Origin of the sequence: Flavobacterium gillisiae (genome assembly GCF_900107635.1) — a bacterium.
Taxonomy (GTDB): Bacteria; Bacteroidota; Bacteroidia; order Flavobacteriales; family Flavobacteriaceae; genus Flavobacterium; species Flavobacterium gillisiae.
On sequence record NZ_FNRD01000008.1, the window covers coordinates 134,312 to 149,957 of the forward strand.

At 34.9% G+C, this 15,646-nt stretch carries 18 protein-coding genes; 2 read left to right on the top strand and 16 right to left on the bottom strand.

The genetic code is table 11. The annotated features are described in order from the left end of the window. Window positions 1–61: 61 nt before the first annotated feature. From BLV35_RS12235 to BLV35_RS12310, 16 genes are all read right to left on the bottom strand, one after another. Window positions 62–481: a hypothetical protein gene (locus BLV35_RS12235; RefSeq protein ID WP_091090412.1), complete on the bottom strand. Its 420-nt coding sequence runs from the start codon at window positions 479–481 to the stop codon at window positions 62–64. Next, window positions 478–894 (bottom strand): GreA/GreB family elongation factor, encoded by a 417-nt coding sequence (locus BLV35_RS12240; RefSeq protein ID WP_091090414.1) that lies wholly within the window; start codon window positions 892–894, stop codon window positions 478–480. Before BLV35_RS12240 ends, BLV35_RS12235 begins: the two co-directional genes overlap by 4 nt. A gap of 90 nt (window positions 895–984) precedes the next feature. After that, complete coding sequence (locus tag BLV35_RS12245; RefSeq protein WP_091090417.1) at window positions 985–2,265, bottom strand: Glu/Leu/Phe/Val family dehydrogenase; 1,281 nt, start codon at window positions 2,263–2,265, stop codon at window positions 985–987. 6 nt (window positions 2,266–2,271) lie between these two features. Next, on the bottom strand, window positions 2,272–2,574 hold the full coding sequence (locus tag BLV35_RS12250; protein ID WP_091090421.1) for a hypothetical protein: 303 nt from the start codon (window positions 2,572–2,574) through the stop codon (window positions 2,272–2,274). A 130-nt stretch (window positions 2,575–2,704) separates the two neighbouring features. Continuing rightward, a complete protein-coding gene (locus BLV35_RS12255; RefSeq protein ID WP_091090425.1) occupies window positions 2,705–4,039 on the bottom strand; it encodes a sigma-54-dependent transcriptional regulator in 1,335 nt (444 codons plus the stop codon). Next, a complete protein-coding gene (locus tag BLV35_RS12260; RefSeq protein WP_091090428.1) occupies window positions 4,039–5,139 on the bottom strand; it encodes a sensor histidine kinase in 1,101 nt (366 codons plus the stop codon). Before BLV35_RS12260 ends, BLV35_RS12255 begins: the two co-directional genes overlap by 1 nt. 254 nt (window positions 5,140–5,393) lie before the next feature. Next, the gene (gene ftsY / locus BLV35_RS12265) at window positions 5,394–6,347 is read right to left on the bottom strand and encodes a signal recognition particle-docking protein FtsY (protein WP_091090431.1); all 954 of its coding nucleotides are present in this window, start codon (window positions 6,345–6,347) and stop codon (window positions 5,394–5,396) included. A gap of 128 nt (window positions 6,348–6,475) precedes the next feature. After that, window positions 6,476–6,628 carry a DUF4295 domain-containing protein gene (locus BLV35_RS12270; RefSeq protein WP_091090435.1) on the bottom strand — a complete coding sequence of 51 codons (153 nt, stop codon included), beginning with the start codon at window positions 6,626–6,628 and terminating at the stop codon, window positions 6,476–6,478. Between the two features lie 75 nt (window positions 6,629–6,703). Further along, complete coding sequence (gene rpmG / locus BLV35_RS12275; protein ID WP_016988713.1) at window positions 6,704–6,886, bottom strand: 50S ribosomal protein L33; 183 nt, start codon at window positions 6,884–6,886, stop codon at window positions 6,704–6,706. A 29-nt stretch (window positions 6,887–6,915) separates the two neighbouring features. Continuing rightward, window positions 6,916–7,152: a 50S ribosomal protein L28 gene (rpmB, locus tag BLV35_RS12280; protein WP_007138096.1), complete on the bottom strand. Its 237-nt coding sequence runs from the start codon at window positions 7,150–7,152 to the stop codon at window positions 6,916–6,918. 72 nt (window positions 7,153–7,224) lie between these two features. Further along, window positions 7,225–8,478: a CinA family nicotinamide mononucleotide deamidase-related protein gene (locus BLV35_RS12285; protein WP_091090437.1), complete on the bottom strand. Its 1,254-nt coding sequence runs from the start codon at window positions 8,476–8,478 to the stop codon at window positions 7,225–7,227. Window positions 8,479–8,580: 102 nt separating this feature from the next. Further along, window positions 8,581–8,925: an Hpt domain-containing protein gene (locus BLV35_RS12290; RefSeq protein WP_091090440.1), complete on the bottom strand. Its 345-nt coding sequence runs from the start codon at window positions 8,923–8,925 to the stop codon at window positions 8,581–8,583. Continuing rightward, the gene (locus BLV35_RS12295; RefSeq protein ID WP_091090442.1) at window positions 8,925–9,536 is read right to left on the bottom strand and encodes a fumarylacetoacetate hydrolase family protein; all 612 of its coding nucleotides are present in this window, start codon (window positions 9,534–9,536) and stop codon (window positions 8,925–8,927) included. The genes BLV35_RS12290 and BLV35_RS12295 overlap by 1 nt, the downstream gene beginning before the upstream one ends. Window positions 9,537–9,605: 69 nt before the next feature. After that, on the bottom strand, window positions 9,606–10,379 hold the full coding sequence (locus BLV35_RS12300) for a 3'-5' exonuclease (protein ID WP_091090446.1): 774 nt from the start codon (window positions 10,377–10,379) through the stop codon (window positions 9,606–9,608). Between the two features lie 173 nt (window positions 10,380–10,552). After that, window positions 10,553–11,863 (bottom strand): dihydrolipoamide acetyltransferase family protein, encoded by a 1,311-nt coding sequence (locus BLV35_RS12305; protein WP_091090449.1) that lies wholly within the window; start codon window positions 11,861–11,863, stop codon window positions 10,553–10,555. Window positions 11,864–11,947: 84 nt separating this feature from the next. Then, window positions 11,948–13,111 carry a glycosyltransferase family 2 protein gene (locus BLV35_RS12310; protein ID WP_091090452.1) on the bottom strand — a complete coding sequence of 388 codons (1,164 nt, stop codon included), beginning with the start codon at window positions 13,109–13,111 and terminating at the stop codon, window positions 11,948–11,950. Between the two features lie 123 nt (window positions 13,112–13,234). On the opposite strand from BLV35_RS12310, the gene BLV35_RS12315 reads away from it, so the two are divergent. Then, window positions 13,235–14,242, top strand: a complete 1,008-nt coding sequence (locus BLV35_RS12315; protein WP_317040175.1) for a T9SS C-terminal target domain-containing protein — start codon at window positions 13,235–13,237, stop codon at window positions 14,240–14,242. A 122-nt stretch (window positions 14,243–14,364) separates the two neighbouring features. Next, the gene (locus BLV35_RS12320) at window positions 14,365–15,636 is read left to right on the top strand and encodes a DUF445 domain-containing protein (protein ID WP_176980614.1); all 1,272 of its coding nucleotides are present in this window, start codon (window positions 14,365–14,367) and stop codon (window positions 15,634–15,636) included. Window positions 15,637–15,646 lie beyond the last annotated feature (10 nt).

The window sequence follows — 15,646 nt, forward strand, 5'->3', positions numbered from 1 at the left end:
AACATATCTGAATACACTCCAAATATGTTTTCGCAAAAAAGCCAAGAACAAACCTTGTTTTTTAAATCTCATCTTCTAAACAAACATCAAAAAACAAAATAACATTAATCTTATAAAATCGGTAGGCCGAAAAATGACTCTCGATATCCGCTCTAAACCTGGTATGATTATTTAAATAAAAAGTCTCACATTGCACGTCATCACACTCCCTGATCATTTCTAATTTATTGACAAATTCTACTAAACTGTCATGGTAGGATTCGTTTATATTTTTAACGTTAGTTAAATCATTAATCAAATTGTCTTTCTTTTGTTGATTGGAATTCAAAACTCTAAAAATGGAGGAATGCAACATTCTCTTAAAAAATAGAATCTCTACCCTAACAATAGAGAGATCTTCTTTCCAACGCTCAATATCTCTGTCCATGAACTTCATTTGAATATCATCGATTGTCTCGTGCTTATAAATTAAATCTTTCATATTGTTTCATTTTCTATAGTTCTACCTTGTTGCTTTACTCCAATAATTTTAATCGTATTAATCCCTGATGGAAATTGCCACACAATTTCATCTCCAGCTGCATAACCAAAGAGCGCCAACGCCATAGGGGATAAAATCGATATTTTGTTTTGTTGAATATTGCTTTTTTCAGGCGTTACAATTTGATAGCTGCGTTCTACGTTAAAAGAAGTTCGAATGCACACAATAGAATTATACCGAATCACATCTGCTGGCACCATACCATCTTCTATAATTTTAGCCGTTTCTAGCTCTAACTTCAATTTTTTAATTGAGTCTCTGTAAATTTTATCTTCATGACTCCTAGAGTTTTCTATGTTTCCTTTTAGTAGATCATACTCACTCTTATCTATTATTAGTTGACCGTATTTCATAATTTAGTTATAGCGTATAAATTTTAAACCTTTATAGAAATGGGTAATAACTATAAAGGTTTTTAAAATCTAACAGAATTAATAAAAAGATTAAGGAAAAATACCTCTTTGGATATAAGCGGTTTCTATTCTTGTAATTGCTAAAATATAAGCTGCAGTTCTCCAGTCTATTTTACCTTCCTTAACCAACCCTTCTACCTTATAAAACACCTCTGAAACTTTTTTATCAATCTTTTGCATCACTTCATCAAGTTGCCACAGTTCTCCATTCCTGTTTTGCAACCACTCAAAATAGCTACCTATCACACCTCCAGAATTGCAAAGAATATCGGGTATAATAGTAATTCCATTCTGCAACAATATTTTTTCACCTTCCGTATCGATTGGTCCATTAGCACCCTCAGCGATAACATCCGCTTTGACTAAATAAGCATTATCCGCGGTAATTTGGTTTCCTAATGCAGCGGGAATAAGAATATCACATTCGAGTCCAAAAAATAACTCTGGGTCAATTTCTTCTGCCCCTGTGAATCCTTGTATAGATCCTTTTCTTGGTTTCGAATGTTCGAATAAGTCCTCTACCGCTATTCCATTTTCATTAATGATCGTGGCGTGAGCATCTTGCACAGCAAGTAAAACAGCTCCTTCTTGTGTTAAAAAATGAGAAGTCCAATAGCCTACATTACCAAAACCTTGAACAATAAACTTTTTGCCTTCCAAACTTTCGCCTCTACTTTTGTACAACAATTTAATTGTCAGATACACTCCGTAACCAGTGGAACGATTTCTCCCTTCTAAACCACCAGAACCGACTGGTTTCCCTGTTACGACATGTTGATTACGAGAGCGCTCTGATGATGACTTAGTAGACATGAATGTATCGGCCATCCACGCCATCGTTTGTTCATTAGTATTGACATCTGGTGCCGGAATATCATGTTCAGGTCCTATATTTTCTCCTAAAGCGTACGTAAAACGACGTGTAATTCGTTCTAACTCCCCTATCGAATAATCTCGAGGATCAATTTGAATCCCTCCTTTTGCACCACCATAAGGCAAGCCCGCCAATGATGTTTTCCAAGTCATCCACATCGCAAGCGCTTTGGCATCATCCACATTTACAGTTGGATGATAACGTAATCCTCCTTTATATGGTCCCAATGCATTATTATGCTGTACACGATATCCTGTGAAAATCTGAACTTCACCATTATCCATTTTTACGGGAAAATGAAGTATAATTTCATTATTTGTTATTGATAAAATTTTTCTAATGTTTGAGTTTAAGTTAATGGAATCAGCTGTTTTATTAAACTGTTCCATTACGTTGTCAAGCATGCTTCTTTTTGTTGCTTCTTTTATAGCTATCATATTATTTTATTGATAATGTTCACAAAACATTTTGTTATTACGTTGCCAAGTGCAATGGATATTGCTATCACAATTGATACATAACCCAACGTTCACTTCTCCTTTAAAAGCTGATTCTTCTTTTGCAACGACAGAAAAATCCAAGTCAATGATCATTTTATCTCTTTTGACTTTTCTTTTAATGGCTACGGGAATAGAATCAATCCCTTGTTTCTCTAGAATATTCATCTCATCTAATTTTATTGTTTGTTTAGTAAAAAACAGCAATTGTTTCCATGACAATAGACAAACTGCATGCCAATGGGGCATATCAGAATAGTACAAACAACAAAACCCTTGCAAACAAAGGGTTTATAAAAACAACAGATTGTATTTTGCTAAAAAGCAGCGGGGAGAAATTCCCCGAAAGAGGAAAAATTCCTCGGATAAATAGGAGATATTACTCTATTTTTTGACGTAGTGTTTTTCGATCAATTTGAAGAATTTCTGCAGCTCGCGTTTTATTATTATCAACTGCCGCCAATACTTTTAGAATATGCGCTTTCTCAATATCTTTTAATGTTCTAAGTTCTTCTTTTTCAAAGGGCATAGGGTATTTTAAGTACTCAGGCACATCACCAACTTCAATTTGATTACCACTCATGATAATCATTCTTTGAATTACGTTTTCTAATTCACGCACGTTTCCTGGCCAAGAATGACGCATTAAAACCAGAATCGCCTTCTCTGAAATAGTTATTTTAGATTTATTATACTCGCCACCGTATTTATTAAGAAAAGTGGTTATCAATAGTCTTATGTCGCTTTTACGATTGCGAAGCGGCGGCGTTTCAATATTAACTACATTTAATCTATAATAAAGATCTTCACGAAAACTACCTTTACTAGACATTTCATACAAATCATTGTTAGTAGCAGCAATAATTCTCAGCTCTATTTTTTGTGTTTTCTGAGAACCAATCATACTGACCTCCTTTTCTTGCAACACTCGCAGTAATCTGGTTTGAACTGCTAATGGAGCCGTTCCTATTTCATCTAAAAATATAGTTCCACCCGCTGCGGCTTGAAAAAAACCATCTCGGGTATCATTTGCACCGGTAAAAGCCCCTTTTACGTATCCAAAAAGTTCCGATTCCATTAAATTCTCAGGTATAGCACCACAATTTACAGCAATAAACGGTTTCGAAGAAAAAGCTCCTTCATAATGAATGGCTCTAGCTACTAATTCCTTTCCTGTACCACTCTCGCCTTGAATCAATACGGTAGCTCTATTATCTTTAACCCTCTGAATCAAATCTACTAATTGGACAATCTGTTGAGACTGCCCAACGATTCCTGCGTATTCCGTTATATAATCAGTAGAAGAAATACTAGTTTCATTAGTACTCGTTTTAGTATCCTCTTTCGAATCAATTAAAGCTTGCACTGCCTTCTTTAACTCATCGTTGGTAAACGGTTTTGCCAAATAATCTAAAGCTCCTGATTTTACAGCCTCAATCGCGCTATCTACAGAAGGAAATCCAGTAATAACAAGTTTTGGAATAGTAGGAAAATGTTCCTGAACATACTTTATCAGCTCAATGCCATTAATACCGGGCATTTGCAAATCAGTAATTAGCAAATCTATGGTACTAAATTTTAATATCTCAATTGCTTCCATAACAGAAGAAGCTTTATAAGTATGAAAGTTTTGGGCTTTCAAATTGCGATGAAGCAGCTCAAGCATATCATAATTATCGTCAACAATTAGAATGTTTTCTTTCTTTAATTTCATTACATCATCTTTAAGGGTAATCTCACTTGGAAAATAGTTCCTTGAGGTACATTATCAATAGAGAGAATATCCCCTTTATGGCTTTTAACAATTCCATGTACTACACTAAGTCCTAAACCAGAACCCTCTCCAATAGGTTTTGTAGTAAAAAAAGGTTCAAATATTTTAGACTTAAATGCTTCTTCAATACCAGGTCCTTGATCGGCTATTTCTATAATAAAATTCGACTCCTCTGAATATACTTTTACTTTAATAACCTTATCCCTAGGCGACACATAAATGGCATTTATCAGAATATTAAACAAGACTTGAGTAAGTTGAATAGAATCTAGCTGTCCTTCTAATTGAGGGTCATTAAAGTCAAACTCATAGCTAATTTCGGCTTTCTTGAAATTTGGCCCCAATAAACTTAATGCTTCCGAAACAATCGGTATAATTTTAACAAACTTCATGTTTTGTGGCATTTCGCAGGAAAAAAACATAAGCTTCTTAACCACCTCCCTGGAATAGATGGCTGCCTTAATAATCTTATCGCTGTCTAATTGTGATTGTTTATCTTTAGTTCGTTCTCGAATAAACTCTGCAAAACCAAGAATGTTTCCTAGTGGCGTATTTAATTCGTGAGCGATACCAGCTGTAATTTCTCCTAAAATAGAGAGACGATCTGCTCGTTCCACACTTCGTTTCAACAATTCTTCTTTCCCTTTATTTAATTGTCGCTCATAAAACACACTAATATCTGAAGACACTTTATTAAGTAGCTTTTGCTCATCGTCCAAAAAGTGATCTTTGGAAAACTGATTTGACGGATAATGCACTTTTACATATCCATTTTCTTCATTAAAAATGATGATAGATGACTTTTGGAAAACAGTATTTTGAGGGATTGCACTCGTGGCGTAATAGTAATTCTCTAGCTGCAACTCTACTATTGATTGCTCTGAAAATCGCCAAGCATTTTTTAAAATAGAACAAATCTTATCTAAAGTCTCCGAGATCGATTCTTCATGCTGAACAATCACTGACGAAACATCATACAAACAAGATAATTCCTTAATTCGCTCTTGAAGTATTTCTTCTGTAGATATAGTGGAATCCATAGTTCTCAAAGTGATAGATTATATAGAAAATCAGCTTAAACATAACCCGTGATTACAGCACTACTTCTAAGTCACTTTTTCCTGGCTTTAAAGAAACCAAAAATAAAAAATAATGCCCCTGCAATTAATAATACATAATAAAGAACAACATTTTTGTCTCGAACCACATTTGACAAAACAAAGCAAATGACGCTGATCAAATACAAAATAATTGGGTTTGCATTCTTAATGGAAGAGAAGTTCATAAAGGTATTTTATTTAAAGAAAGAATCTACAAATTCATGTTTGTTGAATACTTGCAGGTCTTCAATTCCTTCACCAACACCAATATATTTTACGGGAATTTTAAATTGATCTGAAATTCCAATAACAACACCCCCTTTTGCAGTACCGTCTAATTTAGTTACAGCAAGAGAAGTTACCTCTGTAGCCGCTGTAAATTGTTTAGCTTGCTCAAAAGCGTTTTGACCAGTTGAACCATCCAAAACTAATAAAACGTCGTGAGGTGCATCAGAAACGACTTTTTGCATCACACGTTTTACTTTAGTCAATTCATTCATAAGGTTGACTTTGTTGTGTAAACGTCCTGCCGTATCAATTATTACAATATCGGCATCTTGAGCCACCGCTGATTGTAAGGTGTCAAATGCCACAGAAGCGGGATCAGAACCCATGTTTTGCCTAACAATAGGAACTCCTACTCTATCAGCCCAAATTTGTAATTGATCTATTGCAGCGGCACGAAACGTATCTCCAGCACCTAAAACTACTTTATAACCCGCTTTTTTAAATTGGAACGCAAGTTTTCCGATGGTAGTTGTTTTACCAACACCATTTACGCCTACTACCATTAAAACGTATGGTTTTTTATCTTTTGGAATTACAAACTCTGTTGCTTCACCTGTATTGGTCTCAGAAAGCAGACCTGAAATTTCTTCTTGTAGAATTTTATTGAGTTCTTCAATACCAAGATATTTGTCAGCCGCAACACGACTTTCAATACGGGTAATGATTTTAAGAGTGGTATCAACCCCTACATCAGAGGAAACAAGAATTTCCTCTAAATTATCCAACACAGCATCGTCAACTTTAGACTTACCTGCAACAGCTTTACTTAACTTAGAAAAGAAAGTTGTTTTTGATTTTTCAAGACCTTTATCTAAAGTCTCTTTTTTTTCCGATGAAAATATTCTTTTGAAAAAACTCATTGTATTAACAGTGTTAGGAATGAAGCATTAGACACAATGAACTAACACCCTCTTCAGAACGGTAAAGATATAAAATAAAAAAGCTACTTCCGAATGAAAGTAGCTTTTCTATATAATGCTTTTATTAATTACTTCTTTTTCAAGAATTCATCAACTAGTTCAGGTGCCATTATAGATTCTACGAATGTATAAGCGCCAGTTTTTGGAGATTTCACCATTTTGATGGCTTTTGATAATCTCTTAGAAGATGTTTGTAACGATGCTACGGTTTTCTTTGCCATGATTCAAATGTTATTTAAATTTAAATATAATCTTCAAATGTTACCATTTGAGACTTTTATTAAAATCTCTAATTATTATTTAATTTCTTTGTGAACAGTTACACGTTTCAAAACTGGATTAAATTTCTTAATCTCTAATCTATCAGGTGTATTTTTTTTGTTCTTCGTTGTTATGTATCTTGAAGTTCCTGCCACACCACTTGTTTTGTGCTCAGTACATTCTAAAATTACCTGGATTCTATTACCTTTCTTTGCCATCTTGCTATTTTTTTTTTAGAATTTAAAGATTATTTAATAAATCCTTGTGCTTGAGCTTTTTTCAAAACTGCAGCAATTCCATTTTTATTAATTGTTTTTACCGTAGATGCTGCTACTCTAAGAGTAATCCATCTATCTTCTTCTGGAAGATAAAAACGCTTTTTCACTAAGTTAACAGAAAATTTTCTCTTAGTTTTATTCATAGCGTGAGAAACGTTATTTCCTACCATCGCTCTTTTACCTGTAAGGTCACAAACTCTTGACATTATGCTTATCTTTTATCGTTATTCAAAATCAGGGTGCAAAGAAAAGAAAAATAAACCTATAAACCAACAAAATTATAGGACATTTTTAAAAATTTCTTTCTTCAATAACTCTAAACTTTTAATCACCGCTCTATCTATCACTTTCTCACGGGGTTGGCCAAAATTATATTCTTCGACAATAACTTCATTTGGCGTTGCCAAAGCGATAAAGACAGTCCCAATTTCGGCATTTTCATCTCCTTTTGTCGGACCAGCGTTCCCAGTTGTCGCAATCGCATAATCAGTATTCATAATTTCTTTTACCCGCAAAGCCATCGCCGAAGCCACTTCTTTACTTACTACAGAAAACTCTTTTATCAAGCTCTCAGGAATCCCTAGCACGTCTGTTTTAACCTCCGTAGCATAAGAAACGACACTGCCCTTAAAATACGCAGAAGCACCCGCTATCGAAGTTAATATCGATGCAATCGCACCTCCGGTACAACTTTCAGCAGTAGCCAGTGTTTTTTGTTGTTGTTTCAACATCTTTCCCACTAAGAACTCGATTGTTTCCTCCTCCTCAAAACCAACTATTATATCATTTATAATCGCATCTAAAGAACTAACATATTGCTCCAATGCATTTTCTAATAGTTCTTTGTTCGTACCTCTCGCGGAAAGACGCAAACGAACTTTTCCAGGACTCGGTAAATAAGCCAGCTTCAAAAACTCCGGAAGACTGTTTTCCCAATCTTCAATCCGTTCTGCAACCATACTCTCTCCTTGCCCGTAAGTAAGAATTGTTTTATGAATAATATAGGGGCGACTGTACTCTCGCACCACCTTAGGAATTATTTCACTTTCCACCAGATATTTCATTTCATAAGGTACGCCCGGCAGCGAAATAAAAACAGTGTTCTCTTTTTTCATCCACATTCCTGGGGCGGTTCCCACCGCATTGTGCAACACAGTACATTTTGAAGGAACTAACGCCTGATCTTTGTTAATTTGAGTAATCGCTCGTTTATAGAAACCTTCGATCATCTCCGTAACATGTACCAAAACAGACTGATTTACAACTAATTCATCTTCAAAATAATCACAAAAGGTCTTTTTAGTAACATCATCTTTTGTAGGCCCTAGACCTCCAGTAATAATCACTAAATCTACCGTATTTTGAAGGGTTGAAAACGTATCCAGAATATGCTGTTTATCGTCGCTAATCGAAATCATTTCGCTTATTTCGACTCCAATTCTATCTAATGATTTGGCTATAAAAGCCGAATTCGTATCAACAATTTGCCCAATTAAAATTTCATCGCCTATAGTAACTATGGTTGCTTTCATTTTTTTGATATGGATTTAGGATTTGCTTTATACCTAAAATTCAACATCCAAATAATTTGAATGTTGAATTTTAGCGTTTAAAAAATAAGGGTTGATAGTACTTTACAGATCAAAATCCTTTTTTATTTCTTTGATTGCATCTTTAACCTGAGACTTTATGCTCTTAAAAGTATGATCTATATCTTTTCTTTTTCCTTCAATTTTCGTCCATGCTTCCACTTGAAGAATTTCTTCAAAGGCAACATTTAACCCAAGTAAGTCTAGAGTTGGTTTAATTTTATGTGCATAAGCATAGGCATGCTTATGATCTTTCTTTTTAATTCCTTCTTTGATTTGAGATAAATCCTCTGGAACTTCAGTAACGAACAACGTTAGAATTTCATTTACAAATTCCGGGTCATTATCTGAAAGTGCGTACACTTTTGCAAGGTTGTAGTTTAAAGCCATTATTTTACTTGTATTCTAAATAGTTTCTGTCCCTCTAAAAATCCCTCCAATACGTCGTCTGGTTTCACAGCAGCAACCCCTTCAGGTGTTCCCGTAAAAATAATATCTCCTATTTTTAATGTAAAAAACTGAGAAACATACGAAATAAGCTCATCAATTTTCCACAACATATAGCTAGAATTACTGATTTGAACTGTTTTACCGTTATTGGTTAACTCAAAAGTAAGATTTTCTAACGAACTAAATCGCTCTTTTTGTAAAAAATCTCCAATTACAGCAGAACCGTCAAATGCTTTGGCTTTTTCCCAAGGTAAACCTTTAGCTTTTAGCTTAGCTTGTAAGTCTCTAGCGGTAAAATCAATACCTACACTAATCTCCTCATAATACTTATGAGCAAACTTAGGTTCTATGTATTTCCCAACCTTATTTATTTTAACAATAATTTCGATTTCATGATGAATATCTTCCGAAAATTCAGGAATCACAAAAGGATGCTGCTTTAATAAAATCGCCGAATCAGGCTTCATAAAAATAACAGGCTCCGTAGGCCGCTCATTCTGCAATTCTTCTATGTGGTTAGCATAATTTCTACCAATACAGATTATTTTCATTTCTTTATAGTGAATAGTAAATAGTAATTAGTAAATAGTCTATTTCACTATTCACTAATTACTAATTACTTAGTTTTTAGTATTCAGTTTTCTAAGTTTAATCGCCGTCAAGACCTTTTTAGTATACAAAGGAAAATCTGCATTTTGAATCCAACTAAAATAGCCCGGTTCTGTTTCTAAAATTTTATCCACTTTTACTCCTTTGTGTTTTCCAAAAGCAAAAATTTCTTCATCGTCTTTATCAAATGCTATCATTCCTGCAAAATCAGCAATTTTCTTTCTTGTCGAAAACTCCGACAATGCTTTCATGTCATTCTGTAAATCTGGATAGCGTTCTAACTGGGCTTTTAATATTTCATAAGTCGCCATAGTATCCGCTTCTGCGGAATGCGCATTTTCTAAACTTTGTCCACAATAGAATTTTAACGCCGCACTTAACGTTCGTTCTTCTTTTTTATGAAAAATCGTTTGAACATCAACTGAGACACTATTTTTCATATCAAAATCAACTCCTGCACGAAGCAATTCTTCCGCCAGCAAAGGAATATCAAAACGATCAGAGTTAAATCCAGCCAAATCACAGTCTTTTATCATATTATGAACCTGTGAAGCCAACTCGTTAAAAGTAGGTTCATTCGCTACTTTTTCATCCGTGATTCCATGTACCGCAGTTGTTTGCGCCGGAATTGGAATTGTCGGATTCACTAACCATGTTTTACTTTCTTTATTTCCGTTAGGAAAAACTTTAAATATTGATATTTCTACAATTCTGTCTTTTCCAACATCAATTCCAGTGGTTTCAAGGTCAAAAAAGCAAATTGGTTTATTAAGTTTAAGTTCCATTTTTTGTTTTTATTATCATACAAATGTAAATTTTAAAGCTGAGTTTCACCAATTATCAAGCATTAATTTCTTCCAAAAAAACAAAGCTTTTTAATGCGGCAAACTATTCCTAAAAAACAAAACCCAACAAATTTAAAAAATCTGTTGGGCTCTATTATCTATTTATTTAAATATTAAATATCTCTATTCACATCAAATGCTTCTAGGTATTCAGCAACTCGTTTTACAAACCCACCTCCTAGCGCTCCATCTACAACACGATGGTCATAACTGTGAGAAAGGAACATTTTTTGACGAATTCCAATAAAATCACCTTCTGGCGTTTCTATAACTGCCGGTACTTTTCTAATTGCTCCAAGAGCTAATATACCAACTTGTGGTTGATTCAAAATAGGCGTACCAAAAACACTCCCGAATGTCCCTACATTAGTAACCGTGTAAGTTCCGCCTTGTGTATCGTCCGGTTTCAATTTCCCTGCTTTAGCACGTCCACCAAGATCATTTACGGCTTTTGCCATACCCACCAAGTTCAATTGATCTGCATTTTTAATCACAGGAACAATTAAATTACCGTTAGGCAATGATGCAGCCATACCCAAGTTGATATTTTTCTTTTTGATGATGTAATCACCGTCTACAGAAATATTCAAACCTGGAAAATCTTTCAATGCTTTAGCCACCGCTTCCATGAATATTGGAGTATAGGTCAACTTCTCCCCTTCTCTTTTTTCGAAAATATTTTTATTTTTTTCTCTCCATTTCACAATATTAGTCACATCCACTTCGATAAAAGACTGAACGTGTGCTGAAGTTTGTACTGAAGCAACCATATAACCCGCAATAAGCTTACGCATTCTGTCCATTTCAACAATTTCATCACCACCGTTTACAGAAACAGGAGCTTCTTTTTTCGCTACTGGAACTGCTGCTTGCGCAGCTTTTGGAGCTTCAACCGTTTTTGCCGGAGCAACAACAGCTTGACTTCCTTTATTTTTAACGTATTCTAAGATATCATTTTTAGTAACTCTACCGTCTTTTCCTGTTCCATTAATCTGTTCCAACTCATCTACAGAAACACCTTCTGCTGAAGCAATGTTTTTTACCAATGGAGAAAAGAACTTATCAGAATCAGAAAAATCAGCCGGTGTTGCAACGCTATCTTTAGCGGCATCAACGGTTTTTGTTACTTCGGCAACAGCCTCAGAAGTGGCAGCTGCTTTAACAACTGAAACCATCTCTCCACCTTCGGTTTCAATAATAGCAATGGTTTGACCCACTTGAACTAAATCATCTTTACCAAATAATTGCTCTACCAAAATACCTGAAACTTCACTAGGCACCTCACTGTCAACCTTATCAGTTGCAATTTCAAGTACCGCTTCATCCGCTTCAATTTTGTCGCCTACTTCTTTTAACCAGTTTGTAATGGTTGCTTCTGCGACACTTTCTCCCATTTTAGGAAGTTTTAATTCAAATTTTGCCATATTGTTAACCTAAGAAGGCGTTTTTGTTTTCAGTTTGCGAAATTACTAAATATTTTAAATATAAATTACATTTAATGTAATTTATCACTCTAATTTTATAATCGCTCCTCTTTCATTAGAATTATCACTGCCGATTAAAAAAGCAGTGTTTTTTGGTAACACTTTAAAGGATAACCCCTTGTTTTTTAACGATTCTATAAAATTTATAATCTCTTTAAAAGAAATGCAATTATTATCTAACAACATTTCTGTCTTAGTTCCCAATGAAATCTTTGACGAAATTACCATTTTTTCTGTTTTCAAATCGTGAAAAACCACTTTTTTTTGAAGTTTTGACGCTATTTTGTTAATTAACTCATCACTAGAAGAATAAAATATATAAGACTGTGCTGTCTTTTTTTCTTTAGTTTGACCTTGAAACATTTTAATAAAAGAAAAAAAGATAATCCCTGCTTGCATAAAAGATGAGAACACCCGCGAAACCTTGAAGTGCTTTTTATAGAAAAACTCCATAGCCTCCCGAAACCGTTTCATATAAACCCCATCCTTAACAGTGCTTTCTCCCTTATAATGTATTACTGTTGTTTCGTGATAATAATAATTAGATTTTCCTTTCAACAGCATTCTATAGGACAAATCTATGTCGTCTGAATACATGAAACAGTTCTCATCAAACCCTCCAATTTCCAGATACAAATCTCGCTTCATCAGCATAAAAGCGCCCACCAGAATATCAACTTTCCCAGTTTCATTTTCCGATAGTTGCTGCGCATAGTATTTTCCAAGCAATTTCACTTTTGGAAATAACTTGTACAAGCCCATCATTTTTGTAAAGGCGACAAAAGGTGTAGGAACCCCTCTTTTACTCTCCGGTAGAAAATTCCCTGAGCCGTCGATAAGCTTTACTCCCACTACCCCTATGTCGTTTTGCCATTCGGCGAAAGCCAACACTTTTGCAAAGGTATCCTCTGCAACCACGGTATCAGGATTCAAGATGCAAATATATTTGCCCTGAGCGGCGGCAACACCTATATTATTCCCTTTTGGAAAACCAGAATTGTCTTTGTTTTCTATAAGTTTTACATTTGGAAAACGCTGCTTCATCATTTCGCAACTATCATCTTGCGAGTTGTTATCGACAACGATTATTTCGCCCTCAATATGCGCTAAAGCACTTTGTACACTTAAAACGCATAATTCTAAGAAATAGCGCACGTTATAGTTGAGGATGATTACTGACACTTGCATGTCTCAAAGATATATTTTAAGATGTAAAATCACAACGGTAAAGTAGAATACAGCAGCAATTGTCTAAATAAAACCTAATGATTCAATCCCAATTCTAATTTTAATCCCGCGAATAAATTACTTTTGAAAAACAAAAGACCGCAACAAATCTATTCCAAGTCATTGAAAAAAGCATTTTTATTAGTATTCCTATTTTTGATCAGTCAAATGCATGCCCAAATTTCGGGCTGCACTGACCCGATGTCGAAAAACTTCAATCCTTCAGCAACTATAAATGACGGTAGCTGCAGCTATAATTCGATAAAAGTAAAACCGAAGTACTCTGTGGAATTGTCAGCCGTACTGCACGAAACATCTGGTTTAGTATTTAGTGATAATATGATGTGGACGACTAATGACGATACAGACACTACTCTTTATGGAGTAGATACAAGCGGCGTGATTCAAAAGAGAATACCCCTTAAAAAAGTATTCAATAAGGATTGGGAAGAGATTACGCAAGACAGCAGTTATTTTTATATTGGCGACTTTGGAAATAATGTCTCGGGTAACAGAAAAGATCTGCATATTTTAAGAATTGAAAAAAAATCTATTGAAGGGAATATTCAAAAAACTGATACCATTTCATTCTCCTATTCCAATCAGACTGATTTCACACAACTAAAATCCAACACGACTAATTTTGATTGCGAAGCCCTTGTTATCGTCGATGATAGCATCTATTTATTTACAAAACAATGGAAGCAAAAAAGAACGTCAGTATATACCATCCCTAAAACTCCTGGTCAATATAATGCCCGCCTGAAAGAAACTTTCAACGTAAAAGGCTTGATTACTTCGGCTACAATTATACCCGACAAAAAACTGCTTGTCCTCAGCGGATATAGTAAAACGCTGTCTCCATTCGCCTATTTGTTTTATGATTATAACCGTTCAGATTTCTTTTCTGGCAATAAAAGAAAAATTAAAATAGCACTTCCGTTTCATCAAATCGAAGGTATTACTACCCAAAATGGTTTGCAATATTATCTAACCAATGAAAATTTTACAAGAAAACCATTTATAGCTGTACCACAACAATTACATCACTTAGATCTAAGTCCATTTCTGTCGCAGTATCTTCAAAGATAATTTGAGTATAACTATTATTTTTTATGCTTCTCTATTATAAAAAAACAATTTTCCAGAAAATATTCCACAATAATTACTTACATTTCTATCACTTACGAAGTCCTTTTAAACTAATAACATTCATGAAAAATAACCTTGGATCGATCTCTTTACTTGTTGCCTTTGGAGGCCTAGTGCTTTTTGAAGCGCTGCTGCGTTTGGACATTCTCACTCATCAAGGATGGAAAATTGTCACAGCAGGTTTTGAGGCGGCAACTATCGGTGGATTTGCTGACTGGTTTGCGGTTAGTGCTTTGTTTCATGAAATCCCAATTCCCTTTGTACGTAAGCACACCAACATTATCGCCAAAAACCGAGAAAAACTGACAGAAGGAATAGTCGATTTGGTAACCAACAAATGGCTTTCTCCAGACGTTATTGCCGAAAAACTAAACGAAGTGGACTTAGCCAAAACTATTTTGGATTTCATCCAACAACCCAAACATCAGCAGAATGCAATTGGTTTAATTCAGAACATAGTTTTAAAATTAGCCAACGAATTAGACAATCCAAAATTTGCAGATGCTTTGCAAAAAATACTAAGAGAACAGATTGTCAGTATAGATTTAGCTTCCCCATTGGGAACTTGGTTAGAAAAATCCATCAAAAATGGGGATCATCATCAAATATGGGAACTGATTATCGAGGAAAGCTCAAAATCCATTACTAATCCAGACACAAAAAAACTGCTTCTTTCTAAACTTAAAGATGCAGCCGATGAATACTCCGACAAAGGTTTTTTCAAAAAAACAGCCTTGTTTTTAGCCGAAAAAAGTGGCGGAATAGATTTAAATCTTATCGCGGACGAGCTTCTCGAAAAAGCTAAAGAACTGATGATGGAAGCCAAAGCAGACGCTAATCACCCCATACGAACCAAGTTTGACGAATATATTCTTGGTTTTGCAGAACAGCTGACCTCTGGCGATGAAAAATCAACTACGCTAATCCAGAATCTAAAAGAACGTGTTATGCAGCATGTGGAAGAAGAAAAAGTGATTCATACTCTTTTAAGTCGTTCCAAAGAAACTCTTGCAGCGCAGCTTGAAAATAATGAAACTCCATTGATGCAATTCTTAATTTCGAATCTAAATCGCATGTTAGCTGATTTGCAGCAGGATTTAGACGCTCAACAAAAAATAAACATTTGGATACGTGAAACCATTTCGGAAATGTTGGTAAAATTCCATAGTGAAATCGGGAATATGGTTCGCTCCAGCATGATGAAACTCAACAATAAAGAATTGGTCGAGCAAATCGAAGATAAAGTCGGCAATGATTTGCAATATATTCGCTTGAATGGTGCTGTTGTGGGTGGTTTAGTTGGTATTGTACTTGCTTTGCTTAAATTGCTTTAAGTTAAGGCTC